The 22,481-nt window shown below is 58.5% G+C and carries 16 protein-coding genes and 1 pseudogene; 13 read left to right on the top strand and 4 right to left on the bottom strand.

Annotation, left to right across the window (positions count from 1 at the left end; translation table 11 throughout):
* Positions 1–21 precede the first annotated feature (21 nt).
* Positions 22–1,023 carry an HTH-type transcriptional regulator GalR gene (gene galR, locus HA43_RS11570; protein WP_039379986.1) on the bottom strand — a complete coding sequence of 334 codons (1,002 nt, stop codon included), beginning with the start codon at positions 1,021–1,023 and terminating at the stop codon, positions 22–24.
* Positions 1,024–1,217: 194 nt separating this feature from the next.
* Here galR and HA43_RS11565 point away from each other — a divergent pair, with 194 nt between their 5' ends.
* From HA43_RS11565 to lplT, 4 genes are all read left to right on the top strand, one after another.
* Positions 1,218–3,491 (top strand): molybdopterin guanine dinucleotide-containing S/N-oxide reductase, encoded by a 2,274-nt coding sequence (locus HA43_RS11565; RefSeq protein WP_094111704.1) that lies wholly within the window; start codon positions 1,218–1,220, stop codon positions 3,489–3,491.
* Positions 3,492–3,765: 274 nt separating this feature from the next.
* Entirely contained in the window at positions 3,766–5,496 is a 1,731-nt protein-coding gene (locus HA43_RS11560) for a penicillin-binding transpeptidase domain-containing protein (RefSeq protein WP_039379981.1), read from the top strand.
* Between the two features lie 347 nt (positions 5,497–5,843).
* A complete protein-coding gene (gene aas / locus HA43_RS11555; RefSeq protein ID WP_094111703.1) occupies positions 5,844–7,994 on the top strand; it encodes a bifunctional acyl-ACP--phospholipid O-acyltransferase/long-chain-fatty-acid--ACP ligase in 2,151 nt (716 codons plus the stop codon).
* Positions 7,991–9,190: a lysophospholipid transporter LplT gene (lplT, locus tag HA43_RS11550; RefSeq protein WP_094111702.1), complete on the top strand. Its 1,200-nt coding sequence runs from the start codon at positions 7,991–7,993 to the stop codon at positions 9,188–9,190. The genes aas and lplT overlap by 4 nt, the downstream gene beginning before the upstream one ends.
* A gap of 311 nt (positions 9,191–9,501) precedes the next feature.
* Here the strand turns inward: lplT and HA43_RS11545 are convergent, their stop codons facing one another.
* The 3 genes from HA43_RS11545 to mutH all read right to left on the bottom strand — a co-directional run bounded on the left by HA43_RS11545 (position 9,502) and on the right by mutH (position 11,817).
* Entirely contained in the window at positions 9,502–10,542 is a 1,041-nt protein-coding gene (locus HA43_RS11545) for an NADP(H)-dependent aldo-keto reductase (RefSeq protein WP_039379975.1), read from the bottom strand.
* A gap of 142 nt (positions 10,543–10,684) precedes the next feature.
* Entirely contained in the window at positions 10,685–10,903 is a 219-nt protein-coding gene (locus tag HA43_RS11540; RefSeq protein ID WP_039379973.1) for a YgdI/YgdR family lipoprotein, read from the bottom strand.
* Between the two features lie 227 nt (positions 10,904–11,130).
* A complete protein-coding gene (gene mutH, locus HA43_RS11535) occupies positions 11,131–11,817 on the bottom strand; it encodes a DNA mismatch repair endonuclease MutH (RefSeq protein ID WP_094111701.1) in 687 nt (228 codons plus the stop codon).
* Between the two features lie 685 nt (positions 11,818–12,502).
* Here mutH and rppH point away from each other — a divergent pair.
* From rppH to recC, 9 genes and pseudogenes are all read left to right on the top strand, one after another.
* The gene (gene rppH / locus HA43_RS11530) at positions 12,503–13,033 is read left to right on the top strand and encodes an RNA pyrophosphohydrolase (RefSeq protein WP_039379969.1); all 531 of its coding nucleotides are present in this window, start codon (positions 12,503–12,505) and stop codon (positions 13,031–13,033) included.
* Between the two features lie 12 nt (positions 13,034–13,045).
* Positions 13,046–15,290, top strand: a pseudogene (gene ptsP, locus HA43_RS11525) (phosphoenolpyruvate--protein phosphotransferase).
* A 112-nt stretch (positions 15,291–15,402) separates the two neighbouring features.
* A complete protein-coding gene (gene lgt, locus HA43_RS11520; RefSeq protein WP_039379964.1) occupies positions 15,403–16,284 on the top strand; it encodes a prolipoprotein diacylglyceryl transferase in 882 nt (293 codons plus the stop codon).
* Complete coding sequence (gene thyA, locus HA43_RS11515) at positions 16,281–17,075, top strand: thymidylate synthase (protein WP_039379962.1); 795 nt, start codon at positions 16,281–16,283, stop codon at positions 17,073–17,075. Before lgt ends, thyA begins: the two co-directional genes overlap by 4 nt.
* A 188-nt stretch (positions 17,076–17,263) precedes the next feature.
* Entirely contained in the window at positions 17,264–17,734 is a 471-nt protein-coding gene (locus tag HA43_RS11510; RefSeq protein WP_094111700.1) for a prepilin-type N-terminal cleavage/methylation domain-containing protein, read from the top strand.
* Entirely contained in the window at positions 17,725–18,264 is a 540-nt protein-coding gene (locus HA43_RS11505) for a prepilin peptidase-dependent protein (RefSeq protein ID WP_039379955.1), read from the top strand. The genes HA43_RS11510 and HA43_RS11505 overlap by 10 nt, the downstream gene beginning before the upstream one ends.
* Entirely contained in the window at positions 18,261–18,689 is a 429-nt protein-coding gene (locus HA43_RS11500) for a DUF2509 family protein (protein ID WP_094111699.1), read from the top strand. The genes HA43_RS11505 and HA43_RS11500 overlap by 4 nt, the downstream gene beginning before the upstream one ends.
* Positions 18,690–18,711: 22 nt before the next feature.
* Positions 18,712–19,008, top strand: coding sequence for a prepilin-type N-terminal cleavage/methylation domain-containing protein (locus HA43_RS18710; RefSeq protein ID WP_128083810.1), 297 nt, complete (start codon positions 18,712–18,714; stop codon positions 19,006–19,008).
* A gap of 36 nt (positions 19,009–19,044) precedes the next feature.
* Positions 19,045–22,425, top strand: coding sequence for an exodeoxyribonuclease V subunit gamma (gene recC, locus HA43_RS11490; protein WP_094111697.1), 3,381 nt, complete (start codon positions 19,045–19,047; stop codon positions 22,423–22,425).
* The last annotated feature ends 56 nt before the right edge of the window (positions 22,426–22,481 follow it).

Genomic DNA, 22,481 nt, shown 5'->3' with positions numbered 1-22,481 from the left:
GCAAAGCTCCCGGCGCATCACTTATCCAGGCCCACCCACCGAGTGACGCCGCACCAGCGTCGGACTGAACATATTGGTGACTTCAGGCAGCTCGCTGCCGTGCGCCAGCGCCAGCGCCAGCTGTGCCGCCTGCTGCGCCATAGTGACAATAGGGTAGCGCACGGTAGTAAGGCGCGGACGCACGTAACGTGACACCAGCACATCATCAAACCCGATCAGTGACATCTCCTCTGGTACGCGGATGCCGTTATCACTTAGCACCGCCAACGCGCCAGCAGCCATCGAGTCGTTATAGCAGGCGACGGCCGTCAGAGACTTGCCGCGGCCCAGCAGCTCCGTCATCGCCTGCTCACCGCCTGTTTCATCAGGCTCACCCCAGGCCACCAGGCGGTCGTTACAGGGCAGGCCGTGTTCCCGCAGCGCATCGTAATAGCCCTGCAGGCGATCCTCTGCATCAGAAATGGTGTGCGTGGAGCAGATAAAAGCGATGTGCGTATGGCCCTGCTGAATAAGATGCCGGGTGGCGAGCCAGGCGCCATAGCGATCGTCAAGCGCAATACAGCGTGACTCAAAGCCCGGGATCAGCCGGTTCAGCAGCACCATACCCGGCACCTGACGCATCAGCATCTCCAGATCGTCTGCCGGGATTTTCTTGGCATGCACCACCAGCGCCGCGCAGCGATGGCGCATCAGCTGCTCAATCGCCTGCCGCTCTTTTTGTTCATTATGGTAACCGTTACCAATCAGCAGAAAGTTGCCGGTCTCGCCTGCCACTTCATCCACCGCTTTTACCATCGCGCCAAAAAAAGGGTCGGATACATCACCCACCACCAGCCCCAGCGTTTCAGTAGATTGCTGTGCCAGCGCGCGCGCATTGGCGTTAGGGTGATACTGCAGCTGCTCCATCGCCTGGGTTACCGCGAGGCGTGAACCTTCGCTGGCTTTGGGAGAGTTATTGATAACACGGGAAACGGTCGCAACCGACACCCCGGCCATACGGGCAACATCCTTTATGGTAGCCATGCAATTATCGACATCCAGGGAAAACGTTTACACATCGCATCAGTGTTACGGAAAAGCCCCTGGGCCGCAAGCGATCAGAATGCCAGCGTTGTCGCAAAAGCGCGGAAAATCAGCCGCTCACAGGCAGGCTTCTGGCGGAGTGCAGCCTCATGCTATGCTGCCGCGCATTCTCTGTTTATCTGCCGGACACTCTCATGAAAACACGCGTGCCGCACCTGGCGCACTGGGGCGCTTTTACCGCCGTGACGGAAGATGGTCGCCTGACAGGCTGCGAACCTTTCTTTGCCGATACCGATCCTTCACCGATGATCCACACCATCCCCGAGCTGGTTTACTCCGACAGGCGTATCCGCCAGCCAATGGTGCGCCGCTCGTGGCTGAAATCGCGCGAGAACAGCGATCGCACCCTGCGCGGGCGTGAAGACTTTGTGCCGGTCAGCTGGGATACCGCGCTCGATCTGGTCGCAGAAGAGAACCGCCGCGTACGCGAGCGCTACGGGGCAGCCGGCATCTTTACCGGCTCTTACGGCTGGTCCTCGGCCGGACGGGTGAACCATGCGCGGACGCTGGTGCGGCGTTTCTATTTTCAGGGCGGCGGCGGGGTCGATCAGCAGGGCAACTACAGCTGGGGCGCCGCCCAGTTCTTCCTGCTCTATGTGATTGGCACTTACATGCCGCTGACCGGGCGCGTAACCGACTGGCCGCAGGTGGTGGAGCATGCGGAGATTTTTGTCGCCTTTGGTGGCCTGGCGTTGAAAAATGCGCAGGTCGCGTCCGGCGGAGCGGGGCAGCACAGCCTGAAGCCGGCGCTGGAGCAGCTGCGCGCCAGGGGCACTCCGGTAATCAACATCAGCCCGCAGCGCGATGACTGTCCGGCGTGGCTAAACGCCGAATGGATCCCGATTCGCCCCAATACCGATGTCGCGCTGATGCTGGCGCTGGGCTATGAGATCCTGCGCAACGGCGCCACTGACGACACCTTCCTCGCTACGCACTGCACCGGCTGGCCGCAGCTGCGCGCTTACCTGCTGGGCGAAAGCGACGGCGTGGCAAAAACCGCAGCCTGGGCGAGCGCCATTACCGCTATTCCGGCCGCACGTATCGCACAGCTGGCACAGCAGCTGGCGGGCAGGCGCAGCTTTATGACCAGCGCTTACTCCGTGCAGCGCGCCCACCGCGGTGAGCAGCCCTACTGGATGATGATTGCGCTCTCCTGCATGCTGGGTCAGCCGGGCCTGCCGGGCGCAGGCTTCTCATTCGGGCATGGCTCAATGAACAGCGTAGGCAATCCGCGTCAGGAGGGACCGGCGCCGATGATGAGCACCGGGCCTAATCCGGCCAATCTGGCGATTCCGGTAGCGCGCATCAGCGACATGCTGCTGCAGCCAGGCGAACCTTACGACTTCTGCGGTGAGACGCTGCACTATCCTGATATCCATCTGGTGCACTGGGCGGGCGGTAATCCGTTTCATCATCACCAGCAGCTTAACCGGCTGGTCGCCGGCTGGCAGCGACCCGATACGGTGATTGTGCAGGATATTGTCTGGACGCCTGCGGCGCAGATGGCGGACATTGTGCTGCCGGTGACAACCACGCTGGAGCGCAACGATATTGGCGGATCGTCGCGCGATCGCTTTGTGCTGGCGATGCACCAGGCAGTCAGGCCACAGCATCAGGCACGCAACGACTTCGATATTTTTGCTGACATCGCCGATCGCCTCGGTTATCGCGACCGCTTCACGGAAGGGCGCAACGAGATGCAGTGGATTGAGCATCTTTATCAGCAGTGCGCACAGGCACATGCGCGGCGCGGTATCGCTTTCCCGGCCTTCAGTGAGTTCTGGGAGCGCGGGTTTGTGGAGATCCCCGAGGGCGGAAAACCCTATATCTTTATGGAGGAGTTTCGCGCCGATCCGCAGGCGCATCCCATCGCCACCGCCAGCGGCAAAATTGAGCTCTTTTGCCAGACCATTGCGGACTATCAGCTGGATGACTTCGCGGGTCATCCCACCTGGTGTGAGCCGCAGGAGTGGCTGGGTGCGCCGCTGAGCAGCGACTATCCGCTGCATATGATCTCAGTGCAGCCTGCCGACCGGCTGCACAGCCAGCTGGATGCAACCCCTGCCGTTCAGGCCAATAAAACTGCCGGGCATGAGACGCTGTCGATGCATCCGCAGGATGCCGCGCAGCGCGGCATTGCCGACGGGGAGGTGGTTGAGGTAAGCAATGCGCGCGGCCGTATGCTGGCCGGCGTGCGCCTGACCGACGGCGTCGCGCCGGGCGTACTGATTATCGCGACCGGTGCATGGTTCGATCCCGGCTTTGGCGGCACGTGGCAGCCGTGGGATCGCGCCGGCAACCCGAACGTACTGACGCTGGATATCGGGACCTCTTCCCTGACGCAGGGACCGAACGCCATGAGCTGCCTGGTCGAAGTCAGAAAACATCACGGTTGCACAAACCACTAACAATCTCACCGCTGGTTACATTTTGCGGGCAACTGTTGCGTTTAAGCAGGTGCAGGGCTGTCAGCTGGCTTGCTACAGTCAGGGTCCCAGAGGTATTGATGGGTGAACATCAAAACGTTTTCTTGATTACACCAACCTGCGCAGATGCGCAGGTTTTTTTTGTCCGTCATCTCTGCAAATAACTGAAACACAGTTTTCCTGTCAACTTGCCAGGCCTTTCTTTATAACAGCCGATAACCAGTCTGGATAACGACTCTCACCGCAGCGGAATGCTATGCCTCCGATTAAAAAATTTCTGGGTAAAGACCAGATTAAAGCCCCGTTTAACCCGTTTCGTTTTCGTCTGATCTGTCTGGGCGTGCTGACCTGTATGGGACTGCTGCTCGCCCGCGTCGGCGATCTGCAGCTGATCAACCATCCGATGCTGGAGCATGAAGCGGATCAGCGCTCGCTGCGCACCGTTACGCTGCCCACGAATCGCGGCACGCTGCTGGATCGCGATGGCCAGGCGCTGGCGCTGAGCGTACCGTCGCGCGACATCATCGCCGATCCTAAACGGGTGCTGGAGGCGAATCCCGACTTCAGCAGCGCAAAGTGGGGCTATCTGGCGGCGGCGCTCAGCATGCGGCCGGAAGATCTGCAGGCGCAGATTACAGCTAACCCGAAAAAGCGGTTTCTCTATCTGGGACGTAAGATTGAGCTGGGGATCGCCAAAGATATCGCCGAACTGCACCTGAAAGGGATCAGCTCGGTCTATAACGACAGCCGGTTTTATCCGATGAGTGAAGCGGCTGCGCCGCTGATTGGCATTGTGGGAGCTGACAGCAACGGGCTTAACGGGCTGGAGAAAGGGTTTGATCGGGTGCTGCAGGGCGAGCCAGGCAAAGAGGTCTATCGCCAGGATGGCGAGGGCAATATCATTTCGATGATCGATTATGAGCCGCCGAAGCAACCGCCCACGGTGCAGCTCAGCATCGACAAGTTTGATCAGTTTACCCTCTACAGCAGGCTGCGCGACGGCGTGCTGCTGAACAAAGCGGACTCCGGCGCCGCGGTGCTGGTGAAGATCGATACCGGTGAAATTCTGGCAATGGCATCGTATCCCTCATTCAACCCGAATAATTTTGACAAGGCGACACCCGCCCAGATGCGTAACGTCGCTATCAATGACAGCTTTGAACCCGGCTCAACGGTCAAACCGCTGGTGGTGATGGAGGGCCTGGAGCGCCATCTGGTGAGGCCTGACTCGGTGATTGATACCACCCCCTACAGCGTCAATGGCCATCTTATCCGCGACGTCGGCCACTGGCCGCGTCTCACCATGACCGGCATTTTGCAAAAATCGAGTGATATCGGCGTATCGCATATTGCGCTGGCGATGCCGGCGGAAGCGCTGGTCAACACCTATCAGGCATTTGGTCTCGGCAAGCCTACCGGACTGGGATTAACCGGCGAGAGCGTGGGCTACTTTCCGCTGCATCGCGAGCGCTGGGCGGACATTGAACGTGCAACCTTCTCCTTTGGTTACGGCCTGCGCGTGACGCCGCTGCAGATTGCGCGCGAATATGCCACGCTGGGCTCGTTTGGCGTTTATCGTCCGCTGTCGATAACCAAAGTCACGCCACCGGTGCTGGGCAAACAGGTAGCCAATCCGCAGATTGTACAGACCGTGGTGCATATGCTGGAGAGTGACGTGCTGCCGGGCGGCACCGGTATCAAGGCTGCGGTACCAGGTTATCGCCTGGCGACCAAAACCGGTACCGCAGAGAAGATGGGCAGCAGCGGCAAATATGATGGCGGTTACGTGAACTATACCGCCGGGATCGCGCCAGCCAGCCACCCGGAGGTGGCGCTGGTAGTGATGATCAACCATCCGACCGCGGGCGATCACTTCGGCGGCTCGGTGGCCGCGCCCATCTTCGGCAATATTATGGGACCGGTGCTGAAGCACATGAACATTGCGCCGGATGCGCTTTACAGCAAGCCACCGTCAGATAAATCCTAGCTAAATCAAAATGTAACCAGCAGGCTGCGCTGTTCATACCTGGTTGCATTTCGCTGAATACGGTTGCGTTTAGCCGCTGTTATTTCGCAGGGTGCTGCGCGACGATAGCGATCCCAGAGGTATGATTGGTGTGAAGATCGGCTGCTGCGGCAGCGATACCTGCACTGCAGGTATAACCCTGTTCGGTTGCACCGACCCACGCAGACGCGTGGGTTTTTTTATCTTTTTTTCCTGCGGCCCCGCGTCGCTGTTTGTCAGGGACTCCGCTTTAATTCTGCTCTGTACTTGTCGCCGCCCGGCAAATCCTGCAAGGTAATTACCATTTTTGACCTTGCTAAGGAGCTGGCATGCTATTTACCCTTTTGCGCACTCTCTGTCGCCTGCTATGGCGCGTGGAGCTGCGCGGCGATCTTACGGCGCTGCATAAAGAGAAAGTGCTGATCGCGCCTAATCATATGTCCTTTCTGGATGGCGTGCTGGTGGCGCTGTTTTTACCGATCAGGCCGGTATTTGCGGTCTATTCTGCTATCAGCACCCGCTGGTATATGCGCCTGCTGAAACCGATTATCGACTTTGTCCCGCTCGATCCCACTAAGCCGATGTCAATCAAACATCTGGTTCGCATGATTAATACCGGCCGCCCGGTGGTGATTTTTCCGGAAGGTCGTATCACCGTGACCGGGTCGCTGATGAAGATCTACAGCGGTGCCGGCTTTGTGGCGGCGAAATCGGGCGCGACGGTGGTGCCGATGCGCATTGAGGGAGCGGAGTACACGCCGTTTGGCCGTCTTGGCGGGGTGTTTAAGCGCCGCCTGTTTCCCCGGATTACGCTGAGCGTGCTGCCAGCGACCCATATTCCGATGCCGGAGGCGAAACGCGCCCGCGACCGGCGCGTGCTGGCAGGTGAACACCTGCACCATATTATGATGGAAGCGCGCATGGCGGTGCGCCCGCGCGAAACGCTCTACGAAGCTTTTCTCAGCGCGCGTACCCGCTACGGACTGACCAAAGCCTGTATTGAAGATGTAAATTTTCAGCCGGACAGCTACACCGGCCTGCTGAAAAAGGCGCTCGGGGTGGGACGTATTCTTGAGCGCTATAGCCAGCAGGGAGAATATATTGGTCTGCTGCTGCCTAATGCTACCGTGACCGCTGCAGCGATCCTCGGTGCATCCATGCGCGGGCGCGTTCCGGCCATGCTGAACTATACGGCTGGCGTCAGCGGCATGCGTGCCGCGCTGACCGCCTCGCAGGTAAAAACCGTGTTTACCTCACGCCAGTTTCTGGAAAAAGGCAACCTGTGGCATCTGCCGCAGGGGCTGACTGAAGTCGAATGGATTTACCTCGAAGATCTTAAAGAGACGGTAACGCTGCAGGATAAGCTGTGGATCCTTGGCCATCTGCTGCTGCCGCGCCGGGCACAGCTGGCGCAGCAGCCGGAAGAGGCGGCGATGGTGCTGTTTACTTCTGGTTCGGAAGGCCATCCTAAAGGGGTGGTGCATTCTCATAAGAGCCTGCTGGCTAACGTGGAGCAGATCCGCACCGTGGCCGACTTTACGCCGCGCGATCGCTTTATGTCAGCGCTGCCGCTGTTTCACGCCTTCGGCCTGACGGTGGGGCTCTTCACGCCGCTGCTCACCGGGGCGCAGGTTTTCCTCTATCCCAGTCCGCTGCACTATCGCATCGTGCCGGAGCTGGTTTATGACCGCAACTGCACCGTTCTGTTCGGTACGTCAACGTTTCTGGGTAACTACGCGCGCTTCGCCAGCCCCTATGATTTTGCCCGTTTGCGCTACGTGGTAGCCGGTGCGGAGAAGCTGCAGGAAGGCACGCGCCAGCTCTATATGGAGAAATACGGTATTCGTATTCTTGAGGGCTATGGCGTCACCGAGTGCGCGCCGGTTGTGGCGATCAACGTGCCGATGGCTGCCCGCACGCATACCGTTGGCCGTCTGCTGCCCGGCATGGATTCCCGTCTGATTTCAGTGCCGGGCATTGAGCAGGGTGGCCGGCTGCAGCTGCGCGGCCCGAATATCATGAATGGTTATCTGCGTGTTGACGCGCCCGGCGTGCTGGAACCGCCCGTGGCGGACAACGGCGAAGGTGTAATGGAGGCGGGCTGGTATGATACCGGTGATATTGTCAGTTTCGATGAAGGCGGTTTTTGTCAGATTCAGGGCCGGGCGAAGCGCTTTGCCAAGATAGCCGGTGAGATGGTGTCGCTGGAGAGCGTTGAACAGATTGCGCTGAAAGCCTCCGGTGAAAAACAGCATGCCGCCTCGCTGCGTCCGGACGGTAATCGCGGCGAAGCGCTGGTGCTATTTACCACCGACAGCGAGCTGACGCGCGAGCAGCTGCTGCAGGCGGCGCGTGAAACCGGTGCGCCAGAGCTGGCGGTGCCGCGCGATATCCGCGTCATGAAACAGCTGCCGATGCTCGGCAGCGGTAAGCCAGACTACGTCAGCCTGAAGCAGCTGGCTGAAGAGGAGAGAGCATGAGCCAGCATGGGGAGGCCCGCGCTCCGCTGCTGTCGCGCGGTATGATTGCCGTGATCGTGGCGCAGTTTTTTTCCGCTTTTGGTGATAACGCGCTGCTGTTTGCCACGCTGGCAGTGCTGAAAAATCAGTTCTACCCCGACTGGAGCCAGCCGGTCCTGCAGATGCTGTTTGTCGCCACCTATATTCTGCTGGCGCCGTTTGTCGGGCAGATGGCCGACAGCTTCGCCAAAGGACGGGTGATGATGCTGGCGAATAGCCTGAAGCTGCTGGGGGCGCTGACCATCTGCTTCGGCTTCAATCCGTTTCTCGGCTATACGCTGGTGGGCATCGGCGCGGCCGCTTACTCGCCAGCGAAGTATGGCATTCTGACGGAAATCACCAGCGGTGAACGTCTGGTGAAAGCCAACGGGCTGATGGAGGCATCGACCATCGCGGCCATTCTGCTCGGTTCGGTAGCGGGCGGGATACTGGCGGACTGGCATCTGCTGATGGCGCTGGCCGCCTGTGCGCTGACCTACGCGCTGGCGGTCGTCGCCAATCTCTTCATTCCCCGCCTCAGTGCGGCGCGTCCCGGTCAGAGCTGGCATGCGCTCAGGATGCTGCGCAGCTTCAGCGGTGCAGCACGCCAGCTGTGGCATAACGGCGAGACGCGTTTTTCCCTGCTGGGTACCAGTCTGTTCTGGGGAGCAGGGGTCACGCTGCGTTTCCTGCTGGTGCTCTGGGTGCCGGTGGCCTTAGGCATTACCGATAACAAAACGCCCACCATGCTCAACGCCATGGTAGCGATAGGAATTGTACTGGGCGCGGCGGCGGCGGCTAAGCTGGTGACGCTGCAGACGGTGCGGCGCTGTATGCCGGCAGGGGTGCTGATAGGAGTGATGGTGGTGCTGTTTTCGCTGCAAACCACGCTGCTGAACGCTTATCTCCTGCTGATGGCGATCGGCGCCCTGGGCGGTTTTTTTGTGGTGCCGCTCAACGCACTGCTGCAGGAGCGCGGTAAGGCGAGCGTGGGTTCAGGTAATGCAATTGCCGTGCAGAACCTCGGCGAGAATAGCGCCATGCTGCTGATGCTGGGTCTCTATACCCTGGCGATTAAGCTCGGTGCCCCGGCGATTGCCACCGGCACAGGCTTTGGCATAGCATTTGCCGCCGCAATCGCGCTGCTGTGGTGGAAATCGCGTCCCGTATCCCCGTAGGGGCCGCATTTATGCGGTCCTGGTGCATTCAAAGGGCGTCATTAATGACGCCCCTGCGAATTCCCATCGCATGATTCAAAATTCCCGTAGGGGGTCGTATTCATGCGGCCCTGGTGCATTCAAAGGGCGTCATTAATGACGCCCCTGCGAATTCCCATCGCATGATTCAACATTCCCGTAGGGTCGCATTTATGCGACCCTGGCATATGTATCGATGCACCTGCGTTTATACGATTTCACCGCAATCAAAAAGGGCGTCATTAATGACGCCCTTGCGTTAATCTCCGCCGTATTCATATAACCCTGAAAAATTACGGTGCGGGATAGGTATACTGCCGGTGGATGGTTTCCAGCGCTTCCAGCACATCGGCGTTCAGCGTCAGATTAAAACTCTCCACATTCGTTTTCAGCTGCTCCAGCGTGGTCGCGCCCAGCAGGGTACTGGCAACGAACGGCTGCTGGCGCACATAGGCGAGGGCCATTTGCGATGGATCCAGATTATGCTGCTTTGCCAGGTCGACATAGGCGGCGATCGCCTGTTGCGACTGCTCACTGCTGTAACGGGTAAAGCGGCTGAACAGCGTGTTGCGGGCGCCAGCGGGCTTCGCGCCATTCAGGTACTTGCCGCTCAGAGTACCAAATGCGAGGCTTGAGTAAGCCAGCAGCTCCACGCCTTCATGCTGACTAATCTCGGCCAGCCCAACCTCAAAGCTGCGGTTCAGCAGACTGTAAGGGTTCTGAATCGTCACAATCCGCGGCAGCTCATGTTTTTCAGCCAGCTGCAGATAGCGCATTACGCCCCAGGCGGTCTCATTCGAAACGCCAATGTAGCGGATCTTACCGGCGCGCACCTGTTCGGTCAGCGCTTCCAGCGTCTCCAGCAGGGTCACGGTCGCGGTACTTTCGCTGTACTCGTAGCCGAGCTTGCCAAAGTAGTTAGTCTGGCGCTGCGGCCAGTGCAGCTGATAAAGATCGAGGTAGTCGGTATTCAGACGCTTCAGGCTGGCATCCAGCGCTTCGCGAATGTTTTTGCGATCGAGCGCCTGATGCGGGCGGATCAGCGCGTCGCTGCCGCGAACCGGCCCGGCGACTTTGCTGGCGAGGATCACTTTATCGCGGCTGCCGCGCTTTTTCAGCCAGCTGCCAATGTATTGTTCAGTTAATCCCTGGGTTTCAGGACGCGGCGGAACCGGGTACATCTCTGCGGTATCGATCAGATTGATGCCCTGGCTCACAGCGTAATCGAGTTGTTCGTGGGCGTCGGCTTCGCTGTTTTGCTCACCAAACGTCATCGTGCCTAGCCCCAGTTGACTGACTTCCAGCGTACTATGGGGGATACGGTGATAATGCATTGCCGGCTTCCTTTTTTCATTATGAAACGGAATGTTCTGTCCTTTCGGACTATAGCCTGTCTGACACAGAGGAAGGAAGAGGGGAAACTCCGGGAAATCGCCTGCACGGAGGAAAACGCCGTGCAGGCGGGTAATCTGGCACTTAACGTTCAATGATGGTGGAAACTTCATCACCGTTGATCTGCATAACGTGACCCTGCCGATCGGTGTACTCAACCAGGCCGGTCTCTTTATCGATCGAGGGCTTGCCCTCGGTCATAATCATCTGGCCATCTTTTGTTGCCATCACATAGTCACTACTGCAACCGCTCAGCACTGACGCTGCCAGCAGTAAACCCGCTACACCCGCTAACCCTTTCATTATCCGCTCCCTGAGCTGCTCCAACTGCAAAAGTGTAGTAATAAATGCTTTTACCTGACGAAGTAATCGCATGATTCTTAAAAAAGCGAGAGATAGCGTGCATTAGCTTGACAAGCAGGCACGTTTCCTGCTGGTTGCTCAGCACACTGAAGAGTGTAACGTTAGCTGGCGGACGCTGGCAAAACCAGACGTCGGAAAATGTGCGGTATAAGAGAGCGTGTAGTGAATTACAGTAAAAAATGGCGCGCCAGCAGCGCAGCCGTAAAGTGCTTTTTAAGATAGAAGCCGCGCGGCAGCGTCATAATGCGTTCACCATGCTCACCTACGGCTTCCGTCAGCGCCCGGTTGTTGGCTGCTTTGGGACGGATTTGCAGCCAGGCGCCGTGGCGGGCGGTAATACGCTCGACCTGCCCCAGCACAATCATATCCATCAGCTCCTCCCAGTCGGCGCGCAGCTGCTGCTCCTCTTCTGCGTCTGGCTGCCAGAGCAGGGGCGTACCCACCCGACGCTCAGCCAGTGGGATCGTGCGCTCGCCCTCAACCGGGATCCACAATACCCGCGCCAGCTTATGGCGCACATGGCTTGACGCCCAGGTCACGCCGCTGTTACCCGTCAGCGGCGCCACACAGACAAAGGTGGTCTCCAGTGGCCTGCCCTGAGCATCAACCGGAATGGTTTTAAGCTCGATATCCAAATGCGCAAAATCCTGCTCCGCTTTACTGCCGGCGCTGGCACCCAGGTGCAGCTCCAGCAGCATGCCGACCCAGCCTTTATCGCGTTTAAGATTATCAGGTACCGGCAGGTTAAGCCGGGCTGCCAGGGTTTCCAGCCGCTCTCCGGCCAGCTGATGCGCACGCTGCAGCAACTCTTCTTCACTTATCGGGGAACCGGGCAAAGGATCGTGAAATGTCATGATCAATATCTGAGTTGGTTAAAAAATAATCAGTTTGCGGGCGGGCAGGTTGTCCACATCGCCTCTTTCTGAACGGGCGTCATAATAGCATGATTCACACTGCTTTTTTGAATGACTGCAGCAGCAGGTACGGTTCAGAGAGACAGTTTATCCCGATTTGTCCGCCACAATAAACAGGATATCAGTGTAAGTTATCCACAGATAAATGGGATAAGCCCGTCCTGAGCCGATCCCTGTTTCTATTTACAGGGCCTGCTGAACCGCAATGCGCGATTTTTTTGCATCATCTGACCAGGTTTAGGGCATTCCTTGTGGATAAAAACAACGGCGGTTGTTTTTTAATCACACGTCTCTCTTTGTCTGACCCGCGCTAAAAAAAGCCTTTCGGACTGACACCATTTTTTTAATTAAGTTATTAATTATAATCATATATTTATCAGGATAAGAATCCTCTGTTTTGCGCTGGCGTTAAACTGTCTGCAGTTAATTACCGCGTTCTGCACAAAGCTATCCACAGAAAAAGTGCATAAGATCGCACAACAGGCAGGGTAACTGTTTATAAGTTAAGTCATCTCTGTGGGTTAACTCTTTTTTATTCTGCGGAGGTCCGGCTTATCCAGTGGTTTACCGCCTGTAAGGAGTGTGAAACAATCAGACCATTCAAATTAAGCTTTGAGGTAGTCCAGTGATCGATGATGATGGCTACCGCCCGAATGTTGGTATCGTAATCTGCAACAGGCAGGGGCAAGTGTTATGGGCCAGGCGCTTTGGACAGCACTCCTGGCAGTTTCCTCAGGGAGGCATCAATCCGGGTGAAACCGCAGAGCAGGCGATGTATCGCGAACTGTTCGAAGAAGTGGGTTTACACCGCAAAGATGTTCGAATACTTGCTTCAACCCGTAACTGGTTACGTTACAAGTTGCCTAAACGTTTGGTGCGTTGGGATACAAAGCCGGTCTGTATCGGCCAGAAACAGAAGTGGTTTCTTCTGCAGTTGATGTGTAATGACGCGGATATCAATGTGCAACACAGCAGCACACCCGAGTTTGATGGCTGGCGCTGGGTGAGCTTCTGGTATCCGGTACGTCAGGTGGTCTCCTTCAAGCGCGATGTTTACCGGCGCGTCATGAAAGAGTTTGCTGGCGTGGTAATGTCGATGCAGGAGAGTGTGGGGCAGCGCAATAACCCTGTTGCCCACCGTCGTAAAAGAGGATAGGCCACGCCCCTTATGCTCACTCAGTTGCGCGAAATAGTAGAAAAAGTGGCGGGTGCACCGCGTCTGAATGAAGCACTCGACATTCTGGTTAACGAAATCTGCCTGGCGATGGAGACCGAGGTCTGCTCGGTTTACCTCGCCGATCACGATCGACACTGCTACTACCTGATGGCGACCCGCGGTCTGAAAAAACCGCGCGGCCGTACGATCGCACTGGCGTTTGATGAAGGCATTGTCGGCCTGGTTGGCCGGCTTGCTGAACCCATTAACCTGGCCGATGCGCAGAGTCACCCCAGCTTTAAATATATTCCTGCCGTAAAAGAAGAGCGTTATCGCTCTTTCCTTGGTGTACCTATTATCAGTCGTCGCCAGCTACTGGGCGTGCTGGTGGTGCAGCAGCGCGAACACCGTCAGTTTGATGAGAGTGAAGAGTCATTTCTGGTGACGCTCGCCACGCAAATGGCGGGGCTGCTCTCACAGTCACAGCTCGGCCAGCTATTTGGCCAGTTCCGGCAAACCCGTGTTAAAGCGATTGCCGCCTCTCCGGGCGTGGCGGTGGCGATCGGCTGGGTGGATGAAACACAGCCGCTGCTGGATCAGGTTTCTGCCGCATCAACTTGATCCCCAGCGCGAGCGCGAGCGGCTGGTGGTGGCGATGGGGGAAGCGGGCAATGAATTCCGCCGTTTCAGTAAACGCTTTGCGGCCGGCGTGCAGAAAGAGAGCGCGGCAATCTTCGATCTCTACTCGCATCTGCTGACCGATGCGCGGCTGAAAAAAGATCTGTTTGCGGAGATCGAGCGCGGATCGGTGGCTGAGTGGGCGGTAAAAACCGTGATCGAAAAGTTTGCGGCGCAGTTTGCCAGCCTGCAGGATCACTATCTGCGCGAACGGGCTGGCGATCTGCGGGTGCTGGGGCAGCGGCTGCTGTTTCATCTTGATGATACGCTGGTGGGAACCAACGCCTGGCCGGAGCGCTTTGTGCTGGTGGCCGATGAGCTGACGGCCACGACGCTGGCCGAGCTGCCGCATGAGCGGCTGGCAGGCGTGGTCGTGCGCGACGGCGCCGCTAACTCACATGCGGCGATCCTGACGCGGGCGATGGGGATCCCGACCGTGATGGGTGCCGATATCCTGCCGGTGCAGCTCAACAAGCGGCAGCTGATCGTTGATGGCTATCGCGGGGAAGTCCTGATCGATCCTGAGCCGGTGCTGGTACAGGAGTATCAGCGTTTGATCAGCGAAGAGAACGCGCTGAGCAAAATGGCGGAAGGCGTGGTGGATCAGCCCGGTGAGTTGAAAAGCGGGGAGCGGGTGCAGGTCATGCTCAATGCCGGTCTTAGCCCGGAGCATGAGCAGGCGCTGGACAGCTGGGTCGATGGCATCGGCCTTTATCGTACTGAGATCCCGTTTATGCTGCAAAGCGGCTTCCCGTCAGAAGAGGAGCAGGTGGCGCAGTACCAGGGCATGCTGCAGCTGTTTTACGATAAGCCGGTCACGCTGCGCACGCTGGACGTCGGCGCGGACAAACAGCTGCCCTATATGCCAATCAGCGAAGAGAATCCGTGTCTTGGCTGGCGCGGTATTCGCCTGACGCTCGATCAGCCGGAGATCTTCCTGGTCCAGGTGCGGGCCATGCTGCGCGCTAACGTCGCCTCCGGAAACCTCAATATTCTGCTGCCGATGATCAGCCATATTGATGAGATCGATGACGCGCGCCGGCTGATCGATCGCGCCGGACGTGAAGTGGAAGAGGTACTGGGCTATCCCATTCCCCGGCCGCGTATCGGCGTTATGATCGAAGTGCCCTCAATGCTGTTTATGATCCCGCATCTGGCCAGCCGCGTTGATTTTATCTCGGTCGGCACCAACGATCTGACGCAGTATCTGCTGGCGGTGGATCGCAACAACACCCGGGTCGCAAACCTCTACGATCCGCTGCATCCCGCCATGCTGCGCGCGCTGCATACCATTGCGCGTGAAGCCCGGGAAGCCAAACTTGAGCTCTGCCTGTGTGGTGAAATGGCGGGCGATCCCATGTGTGTCGCGCTGCTGGTCGGGCTTGGCTATCATCATCTCAGCATGAACGGCAAAAATATTCCGCGGGTGAAGTACCTGTTGCGACATCTGGATCGGGAGGAAGTACAGAAGCTAAGCCAGCAGGGCATTGCAGCGCATACCGCTTCGGAAGTGCGTCATCTGGTTGCGGCATTTATGGAGCGTCGCGGTCTGGGTGGACTGATTCGCGGCGGTCGTTAACGGTTTACATTTCTGCGGAAACTGTGAAAAGCGGCTGTGCTATGATGCGCAGCCTTTTATTGTCTGGCCCTTTAGCCACGCCCGCGTTGGGCAGAAAAATCGATGGTGAATAATGAATAACGGCTACATTTCATTTCCCCAATTCGATCCGGTGATCTTCTCAATCGGACCGATTTCGCTTCACTGGTACGGCCTGATGTATCTGGTGGGCTTTGTTTTTGCCATGTGGCTTGCGGTGCGCCGCGCCAACAAGCCCGGTAGCGGCTGGACGAAAGACGAAGTGGAAAACCTGCTTTATGCCGGATTCCTCGGCGTCTTTCTCGGTGGTCGTATCGGCTATGTGCTGTTTTACAATCTGCCGCTGTTTCTGGAAAACCCGCTCTACCTGTTCAAGGTCTGGGATGGCGGCATGTCCTTCCACGGTGGCCTTATCGGCGTGATTGTGGTCATGCTGATTTTTGCCCGTCGCACGAAACGTACCTTCTTCCAGGTGTCTGACTTCATTGCGCCGCTGATCCCGTTTGGTCTTGGCGCGGGTCGCCTCGGTAACTTTATCAATGGCGAACTGTGGGGCCGCGTGGCGCCCGATTTTAAATTCGCGATGCTCTTTCCGGGATCGCGCAGTGAAGATCTCGCGCTAGCGGTGAATAACCCGCAGTATCAGCAGCTGCTGAATACCTATGGCGTACTGCCCCGTCACGCCTCCCAGCTCTATGAGCTGTGTCTGGAAGGCGTAGTGCTGTTTCTTATTCTCAACCTGTTTATTCGCAAACCGCGTCCAATGGGCAGTGTCTCCGGACTGTTCCTGATTGGTTACGGCGCGTTTCGCATTATTGTCGAGTTTTTCCGTCAGCCGGATGCGCAGCTGGGGCTGTTTGAAGGCGGTATCAGCATGGGGCAGATCCTCTCTGTGCCGATGATTCTGGCGGGCATTATCATGATGGTCTGGGCGTATCGTCGTCGTCCGCAGCAACAAACCCGAGAGGTAAAATGAAACAGTATCTGGAACTGATGCAGCATGTGCTGAATGAAGGCGCAGAAAAGGCCGACCGTACCGGTACCGGCACGCTTTCCATTTTTGGCCACCAGATGCGTTTCAATCTGCAGGAAGGCTTCCCGCTGGTCACCACCAAAAAAGTGCACCTGCGCTCTATCATTCACGAGCTGCTGTGGTTCCTGAAAGGGGAAACCAACATTCAGTATCTGAAAGAGAACAAGGTCACCATCTGGGATGAGTGGGCGGATGAAAACGGAGATTTAGGTCCGGTCTACGGCAAGCAGTGGCGCAGCTGGGGCAGCGCCTCTGGCGCAGAGATCGATCAGATAAGCAGAGTCATTGAGCAGCTGAAACGCGATCCGGACTCACGCCGCATTATTGTCTCAGCCTGGAACGTGGGCGAGCTGGATCAGATGGCGCTGGCTCCGTGCCACGCCTTTTTCCAGTTCTACGTCGCGAACGGCAAACTCTCCTGCCAGCTCTATCAGCGTTCGTGCGATATCTTCCTCGGCCTGCCGTTTAATATCGCCAGCTATGCGCTGCTGGTGCATATGGTCGCGCAGCAGTGCGATCTGGAAGTGGGTGATTTTGTCTGGACCGGTGGCGATACCCACCTTTACAGCAACCATCTGGAGCAGGCTTGCCTGCAGCTGACGCGCGAACCACGTCCGCTGCCGAAGCTGGTGATTAAGCGTAAGCCAGCCTCAATTTTCGACTATCAGTTCGAGGATTTTGAGGTAGAAGGCTACGATCCCCATCCTGCCATCAAGGCCCCTGTGGCAGTCTGATCTGCTCCCGAACGCCCCTGAGCCCTGCCGCTGTGCAGGGCTTTTTTTGCCTGTCCGGCCACGCTTTTCTGACGCTGCCGCACAAAAAAATGGTTCTCTCTGTAGCGGATGAAGCACGTCTGTGAGCCCCTCCTGACCGCACAACTGTCACGCTTGTAGCGCTGCTGCGCTGACGGCAGAGTGACGTCATGAACAGAGATAATCATCACGGATTTACCCTGCCGGAACTGCTGATCGTCATGCTCATCACAGGCGTACTGAGCGGCGGGGTGATACAGGGGTGGCAGCGCTGGCAGCAGCAGCAGCAGCTGCGCGAAAGTGTGCTGCAGCTGCAGGCGTTTTTGCTGCAGCTGCGTGCGCATGCGGGCTGGCATAATCGCGAGCTAAAGCTCTGGCTGCAGCCGGGTCAGGGGGGCTGTCTCGGTACCGGCCCCGTACCGCCTGCAGGCTGCACGACGCCCTCGCGCTGGTGGTTCACGCCACCGTATGCAGGCATACACCTCAGCGCACTGACGGGCGAACCCGGTTTTTACGGGCGCAGAGACGTAGCGCGCGCCGGTAGCGTGGAAATAACGAGCGCTGCCGGGCGCTGGCGCGCAATCATCTCTGCCCGCGCGCGTGTTCGTCTCTGCCAGCCGGAAGCAGCGACGTGCGGGTAGCTCAGGCCGGGTTCAGCCTGCTGGAAACGCTGATTGCGCTGGCGATAAGCGCCATGCTGATGCTTAGCCTGGGGCGTTTTCTGCCGCTGCTGCTGGAACAGAATCTGCGGCTGCAGCAGCGGGTACAGCTGCAGCAGGAGCTGGAGCAGATAGCCGGCATGCTGGAAAAAGCGCTGCGCCGGGCGGGCTACTGCCGGGGAACCTGCAGCGGTGCGCCACTGACGCTGGCAAACAGCGGCAGCTGTGTGCTGCTGCGCTGGGATGAGAACAGCAACGGTCGCTGGGAGGGAGCGGGGCATAGCGACAGTGATTACTACGGCTATCGTCTGCGTAGCGGGCAGCTGGAGATGCAGCGCGGCGTTGAGGCGTGTCATGGTAGCGGCTGGGAGCGCATCACCGATCCCGCATTTATGCTGCTGGAACGGTTTCAGGTCAGCCGTCAGCAGCGCTACCTGCGGCTGGAGCTGGCGGCACGTGCAGGTCAGCAGCAGGTCACGCTGGTACGCGTTATCGAAGGCATCAATCTATGAACCAGCGGGGCAACAGTACGCTCGGCATGGTCATGATGCTGCTGCTGCTGGGAGGCGTAACGCTGCATGCGACCCGCCAGCAGCTGAGCCGCAGCATGGTGCTGGTTGCCGATACGCAGCACTACTTTCAGCATCACAGCCAGGCGCAGGCGGCGCTACGCTGGGGAGTGCAGCAGCAGTGGTCGCCGGCTGAAGGCTGGCAGTGTCAGCAGTGGACAACCGCGCAGTGGCAGAGCTGTCTGCTGCGCAGGGAGGAAGGGCATGGCTTGTTATCCGCGCGCCAGGCAGGCAGCGCACTCTGGCTCTACCGCTGGGTTGAACTTCGTGGAACGCGCGTGCTGGCCTTGCCGCACGGCTGGATTGACTTCTGCCCGCTGGCCGCGCCGGAGGCGTGTCCGGGAGAGGCAGTTACAGCGGGGATTTAGCCTCGCCGAGGCGCTGGTGGGCATGCTGCTGCTGGCGCTGAGCATCTCGACGCTGCTGCACTATCAGCGTGCGCTGACGCTGGGGTTCAGCCAGCAGTGGCAGCAGCGACAGGCGTGGCAGGTTGCGCAGCAGGCGTTGCTGGGTCATGACACAGCGGGCTGGCACACGCAGCGCCAGCAGCAGATTCTGCCAGGTAGCTGCACGCTGGAGCGGGTGACCGTGACCAGCCCGCATCAGCGCACAGCGATGCTGGCACGGCTGAAATGTCACGAAGATGACCAGATTAATAGGCATCTCCGCCGTTTAAGGGTAGAGTGACCAGGCTGTAGGGTACTGCTTTGTTAAAGGAGAATTATGTTCCGGGTTTACCACTCCAATCAGCTCGATCTGTTGAAAAATCTGGCAGGCATCCTGATTGAAAACCAGCCTCTCGCCGATCCTTTTGCGGCTGAACAGGTGCTGGTACAGAGCCCGGGAATGGCGCAGTGGCTGCAGATGGAGCTGGCAAACAGCTTTGGCATTGCCGCAAATATCGATTTCCCACTGCCTGCCACCTTTATCTGGAGCATGTTTGTGAAGGTGCTGCCGGGGATCCCGGAAGAGAGCGCCTTTACTAAAGCCAACATGAGCTGGAAGCTGATGCAGCGCCTGCCGGTGCTGCTGGAGCAGGAAACGTTTCAGTCGCTGCGGCTCTATCTGCAGGATGACGACGACAAGCGTAAGCTCTACCAGCTCAGCACCCGCGTCGCCGACCTCTTTGACCAGTATCTGGTCTATCGTGCTGACTGGCTCAACAGCTGGGAGCGTGGTGCACTGATTGAGGGACTGGGTGACGCTCAGCAGTGGCAGGCAGCGCTCTGGCGCGATCTGGTCAGCTTTACGGAAAGCCTCGGTCAGCCGATGTGGCACCGTGCCAATCTGTACGCCCGCTTTATTGAAACGCTGGAACGGGCTGAAAGCACGCCGCCTGGCCTGCCGCCGCGCGTATTTATCTGCGGTATCTCCGCGCTGCCGCCAGTCTACCTGCAGGCGCTTGAAGCGCTGGGCCGCCATATCGATATTCATCTGCTGTTTACTAATCCCTGCCGCCACTACTGGGGGGATATTCAGGATTACGCGTTTCTGGCAAAGCTGCAGAGCCGTCAGCGCCGCCGTCTGCATTCAGAGGAGACGCTGCCGCTGTTTCGCGAACCTGAAGCCGCCTCCACGCTGTTTAACAGCAGCGGTGAACAGCAGCTGACAAACCCGCTGCTCGCCTCCTGGGGAAAGCTGGGACGCGACAACCTGTTTCTGCTCAGCCAGATGGAGTCAGCCGCCAACGATATCGATGCATTTGTCGATCTGCCTGATGACACGCTGCTACACAACCTGCAGGCTGACCTGCTGAATCTTGACGATCGCGCGGTGATTGGTCTGAGTGCCGGAGAGCTGATGAACAGCGCAGAGAAGCGCCCTCTCGATCCGGCCGATCGCTCCATCACGCTGCAGATCTGTCACAGCGCACAGCGTGAAGTGGAGGTGCTGCAGGATCACCTGCTGGCGATGATGGAGGCCGATCCTGAGCTTAAGCCGCGCGATATCATCGTTATGGTGGCAGACATCGATAGCTATGCGCCCTTTATTCAGGCGGCATTTGCCAGCGCACCGCCGGATCGCTATCTGCCATTTGCCATTTCTGACCGTCGTGCCAGTCAGGCTCATCCGGCCATTCTGGCGCTGCTGAGCCTGCTGACGCTGCCGGAGAGTCGCTTCGCCTCAGAGGAGATCCTTGCGCTGCTGGAAGTGCCGGCGCTGGCGCAGCGTTTTTCCGTGGATGAGAGCGGGTTGCGTCTGCTGCGCCGCTGGGTCATGGAGTCCGGTATTCGCTGGGGGCTGGACGATGCCAGCATTGAAGCGCTGTCGCTGCCGGTTACCGGCCAGCACACCTGGCGTTTTGGCCTGCAGCGTATGCTGCTGGGCTATGCGCTTGAGAGCCGCAACGGTGACTGGCAGGGGATCCTGCCTTACGATGAGTCAAGCGGTCTGATCGCAGAGCTGGCGGGACATCTGGCCGAGCTGCTGATGCGGCTTGATACCTGGCGCAGCCGGCTGGCCGGTGAGCGCACGCTGGCGGAGTGGCTGCCGCTGTGCCGTGAGCTGATTGACAGCTTTTTCAGCGGAGATGCCGAAAGCGAGGCGGCGCTGCTGCTGGTAGAGACGCAGTGGAAAGAGATCATTGAACAGGGTATGGGATCTGCTTATCAGCAGCCGGTGCCGGTGACGCTGCTGCGCGATGAGCTGCGCTCACGTCTCGATCAGCAGCGCATCAGCCAGCGTTTTCTGGCAGGTCCGGTAAACTTCTGTACGCTGATGCCGATGCGCTCAATTCCCTTCAAAATCGTCTGCCTGCTGGGTATGAATGATGGCGTCTACCCGCGCACGCTGGCACCGGTAGGGTTTGACCTGATGCAGCAGCAGACGCGCAAAGGCGACCGCAGCCGGCGTGATGACGATCGCTATCTGTTCCTTGAGGCCCTGATTTCAGCCCAGCAGCAGCTCTATATCAGCTATATCGGCCGGGCGATTCAGGATAACACCGAGCGCTATCCCTCAGTGCTGGTCACGGAACTGCTTGATTATCTGGGACAGAGTTTCTGCCTGCCGGGCGATGAGCAGTGCGAGCCGGACATCAGTGAACAGCATGTACGTGAGCACTTACAAACGTTGCACAGCCGCATGCCATTTGCCGCAGAGAATTTTGCGCCTGACACTCACCGGCAGAGCTTTGCTGCCGAATGGCTGCCGGCGGCTACCGGCCGCGGCGTGGCACAGCCCGACTTCGTGCAGCCGCTGGCGGTGAAAACGCAGGAGATTGTGACGCTGGAGCAGCTGCTGCGCTTCTGGCGTCATCCGGTTCGCGCCTGGTTTCAGCAGCGTCTTGGCGTCTCATTCTGGACAGAAGAGAGTGAGTTGCCCGATAGCGAGCCCTTTGCACCTGATAGCCTTGAGCGCTATCAGTTAAACGCGCAGCTGCTCAATGCGCTGGTGAACGGCGAGGATCCGCAGCAGCTCTATGCGCATCATCGCGCAGCAGGTAACCTGCCTTATGGCGCCTTTGGTGAACTTTTCTGGCAGAGCCAGACCGAAGAGATGCAGGAGGTTGCGGCGGAAGTCGCCGGAGAGCGCCTGCCGGCAGAGAGTCAGGAGGTAAATCTGCAGCTCGATACCGTGCGGCTGACCGGCTGGCTGACGCAGGTGCAGGCTGATGGCCTGCTGCGCTGGCGGCCTGGCGTGCTGAACATGAATGACGGACTGCAGCTGTGGCTGGAGCATCTGGTCTACTGTGCGCTGGGCGGCAGCGGCGTAAGCCGGATGTATGGCCGTAAACAGAGTTGCTGGCGCTTTCATGCCGTAGCCGCCGACCGGGCGCAGTCGCTGCTGGCAGAGTATGCCGCCGCCTGCGAGCAGGGGCTGGCGCAGCCGCTGCTGCTGTTAAACAAAAGCGGCGGCGCCTGGCTGGAGGCGAGCTTCGATCGCAAAAGCGGCCAGCTGCTGGAAGATGACGCCACGCAGAAAAAGGCGCTGAATAAGCTGCTGCAGGCGTGGCAGGGCGGCTATCAGGTGCAGGGGGAGGGCAGCGATCCTTATCTCCAGCGCCTGAATCGCACGCTGAATGAGGAGATGCTGCAGGCGATTATCGCTGCAGCACGGCAGTGGTATCTGCCGGTACGTCTCGCCCATCAGGATGATAAATAGCTGCTAAGCGTCGCGCTTACGCCAGAATAATATGTTGATAAACCTGCGCGGAAAAC

Source organism: Pantoea eucrina (assembly GCF_002095385.1).
Taxonomy (GTDB): domain Bacteria; phylum Pseudomonadota; class Gammaproteobacteria; order Enterobacterales; family Enterobacteriaceae; genus Pantoea; species Pantoea eucrina.
Note: the sequence above shows the minus strand (reverse complement) of the source record. Positions and strands in the feature narration are given on the sequence as shown.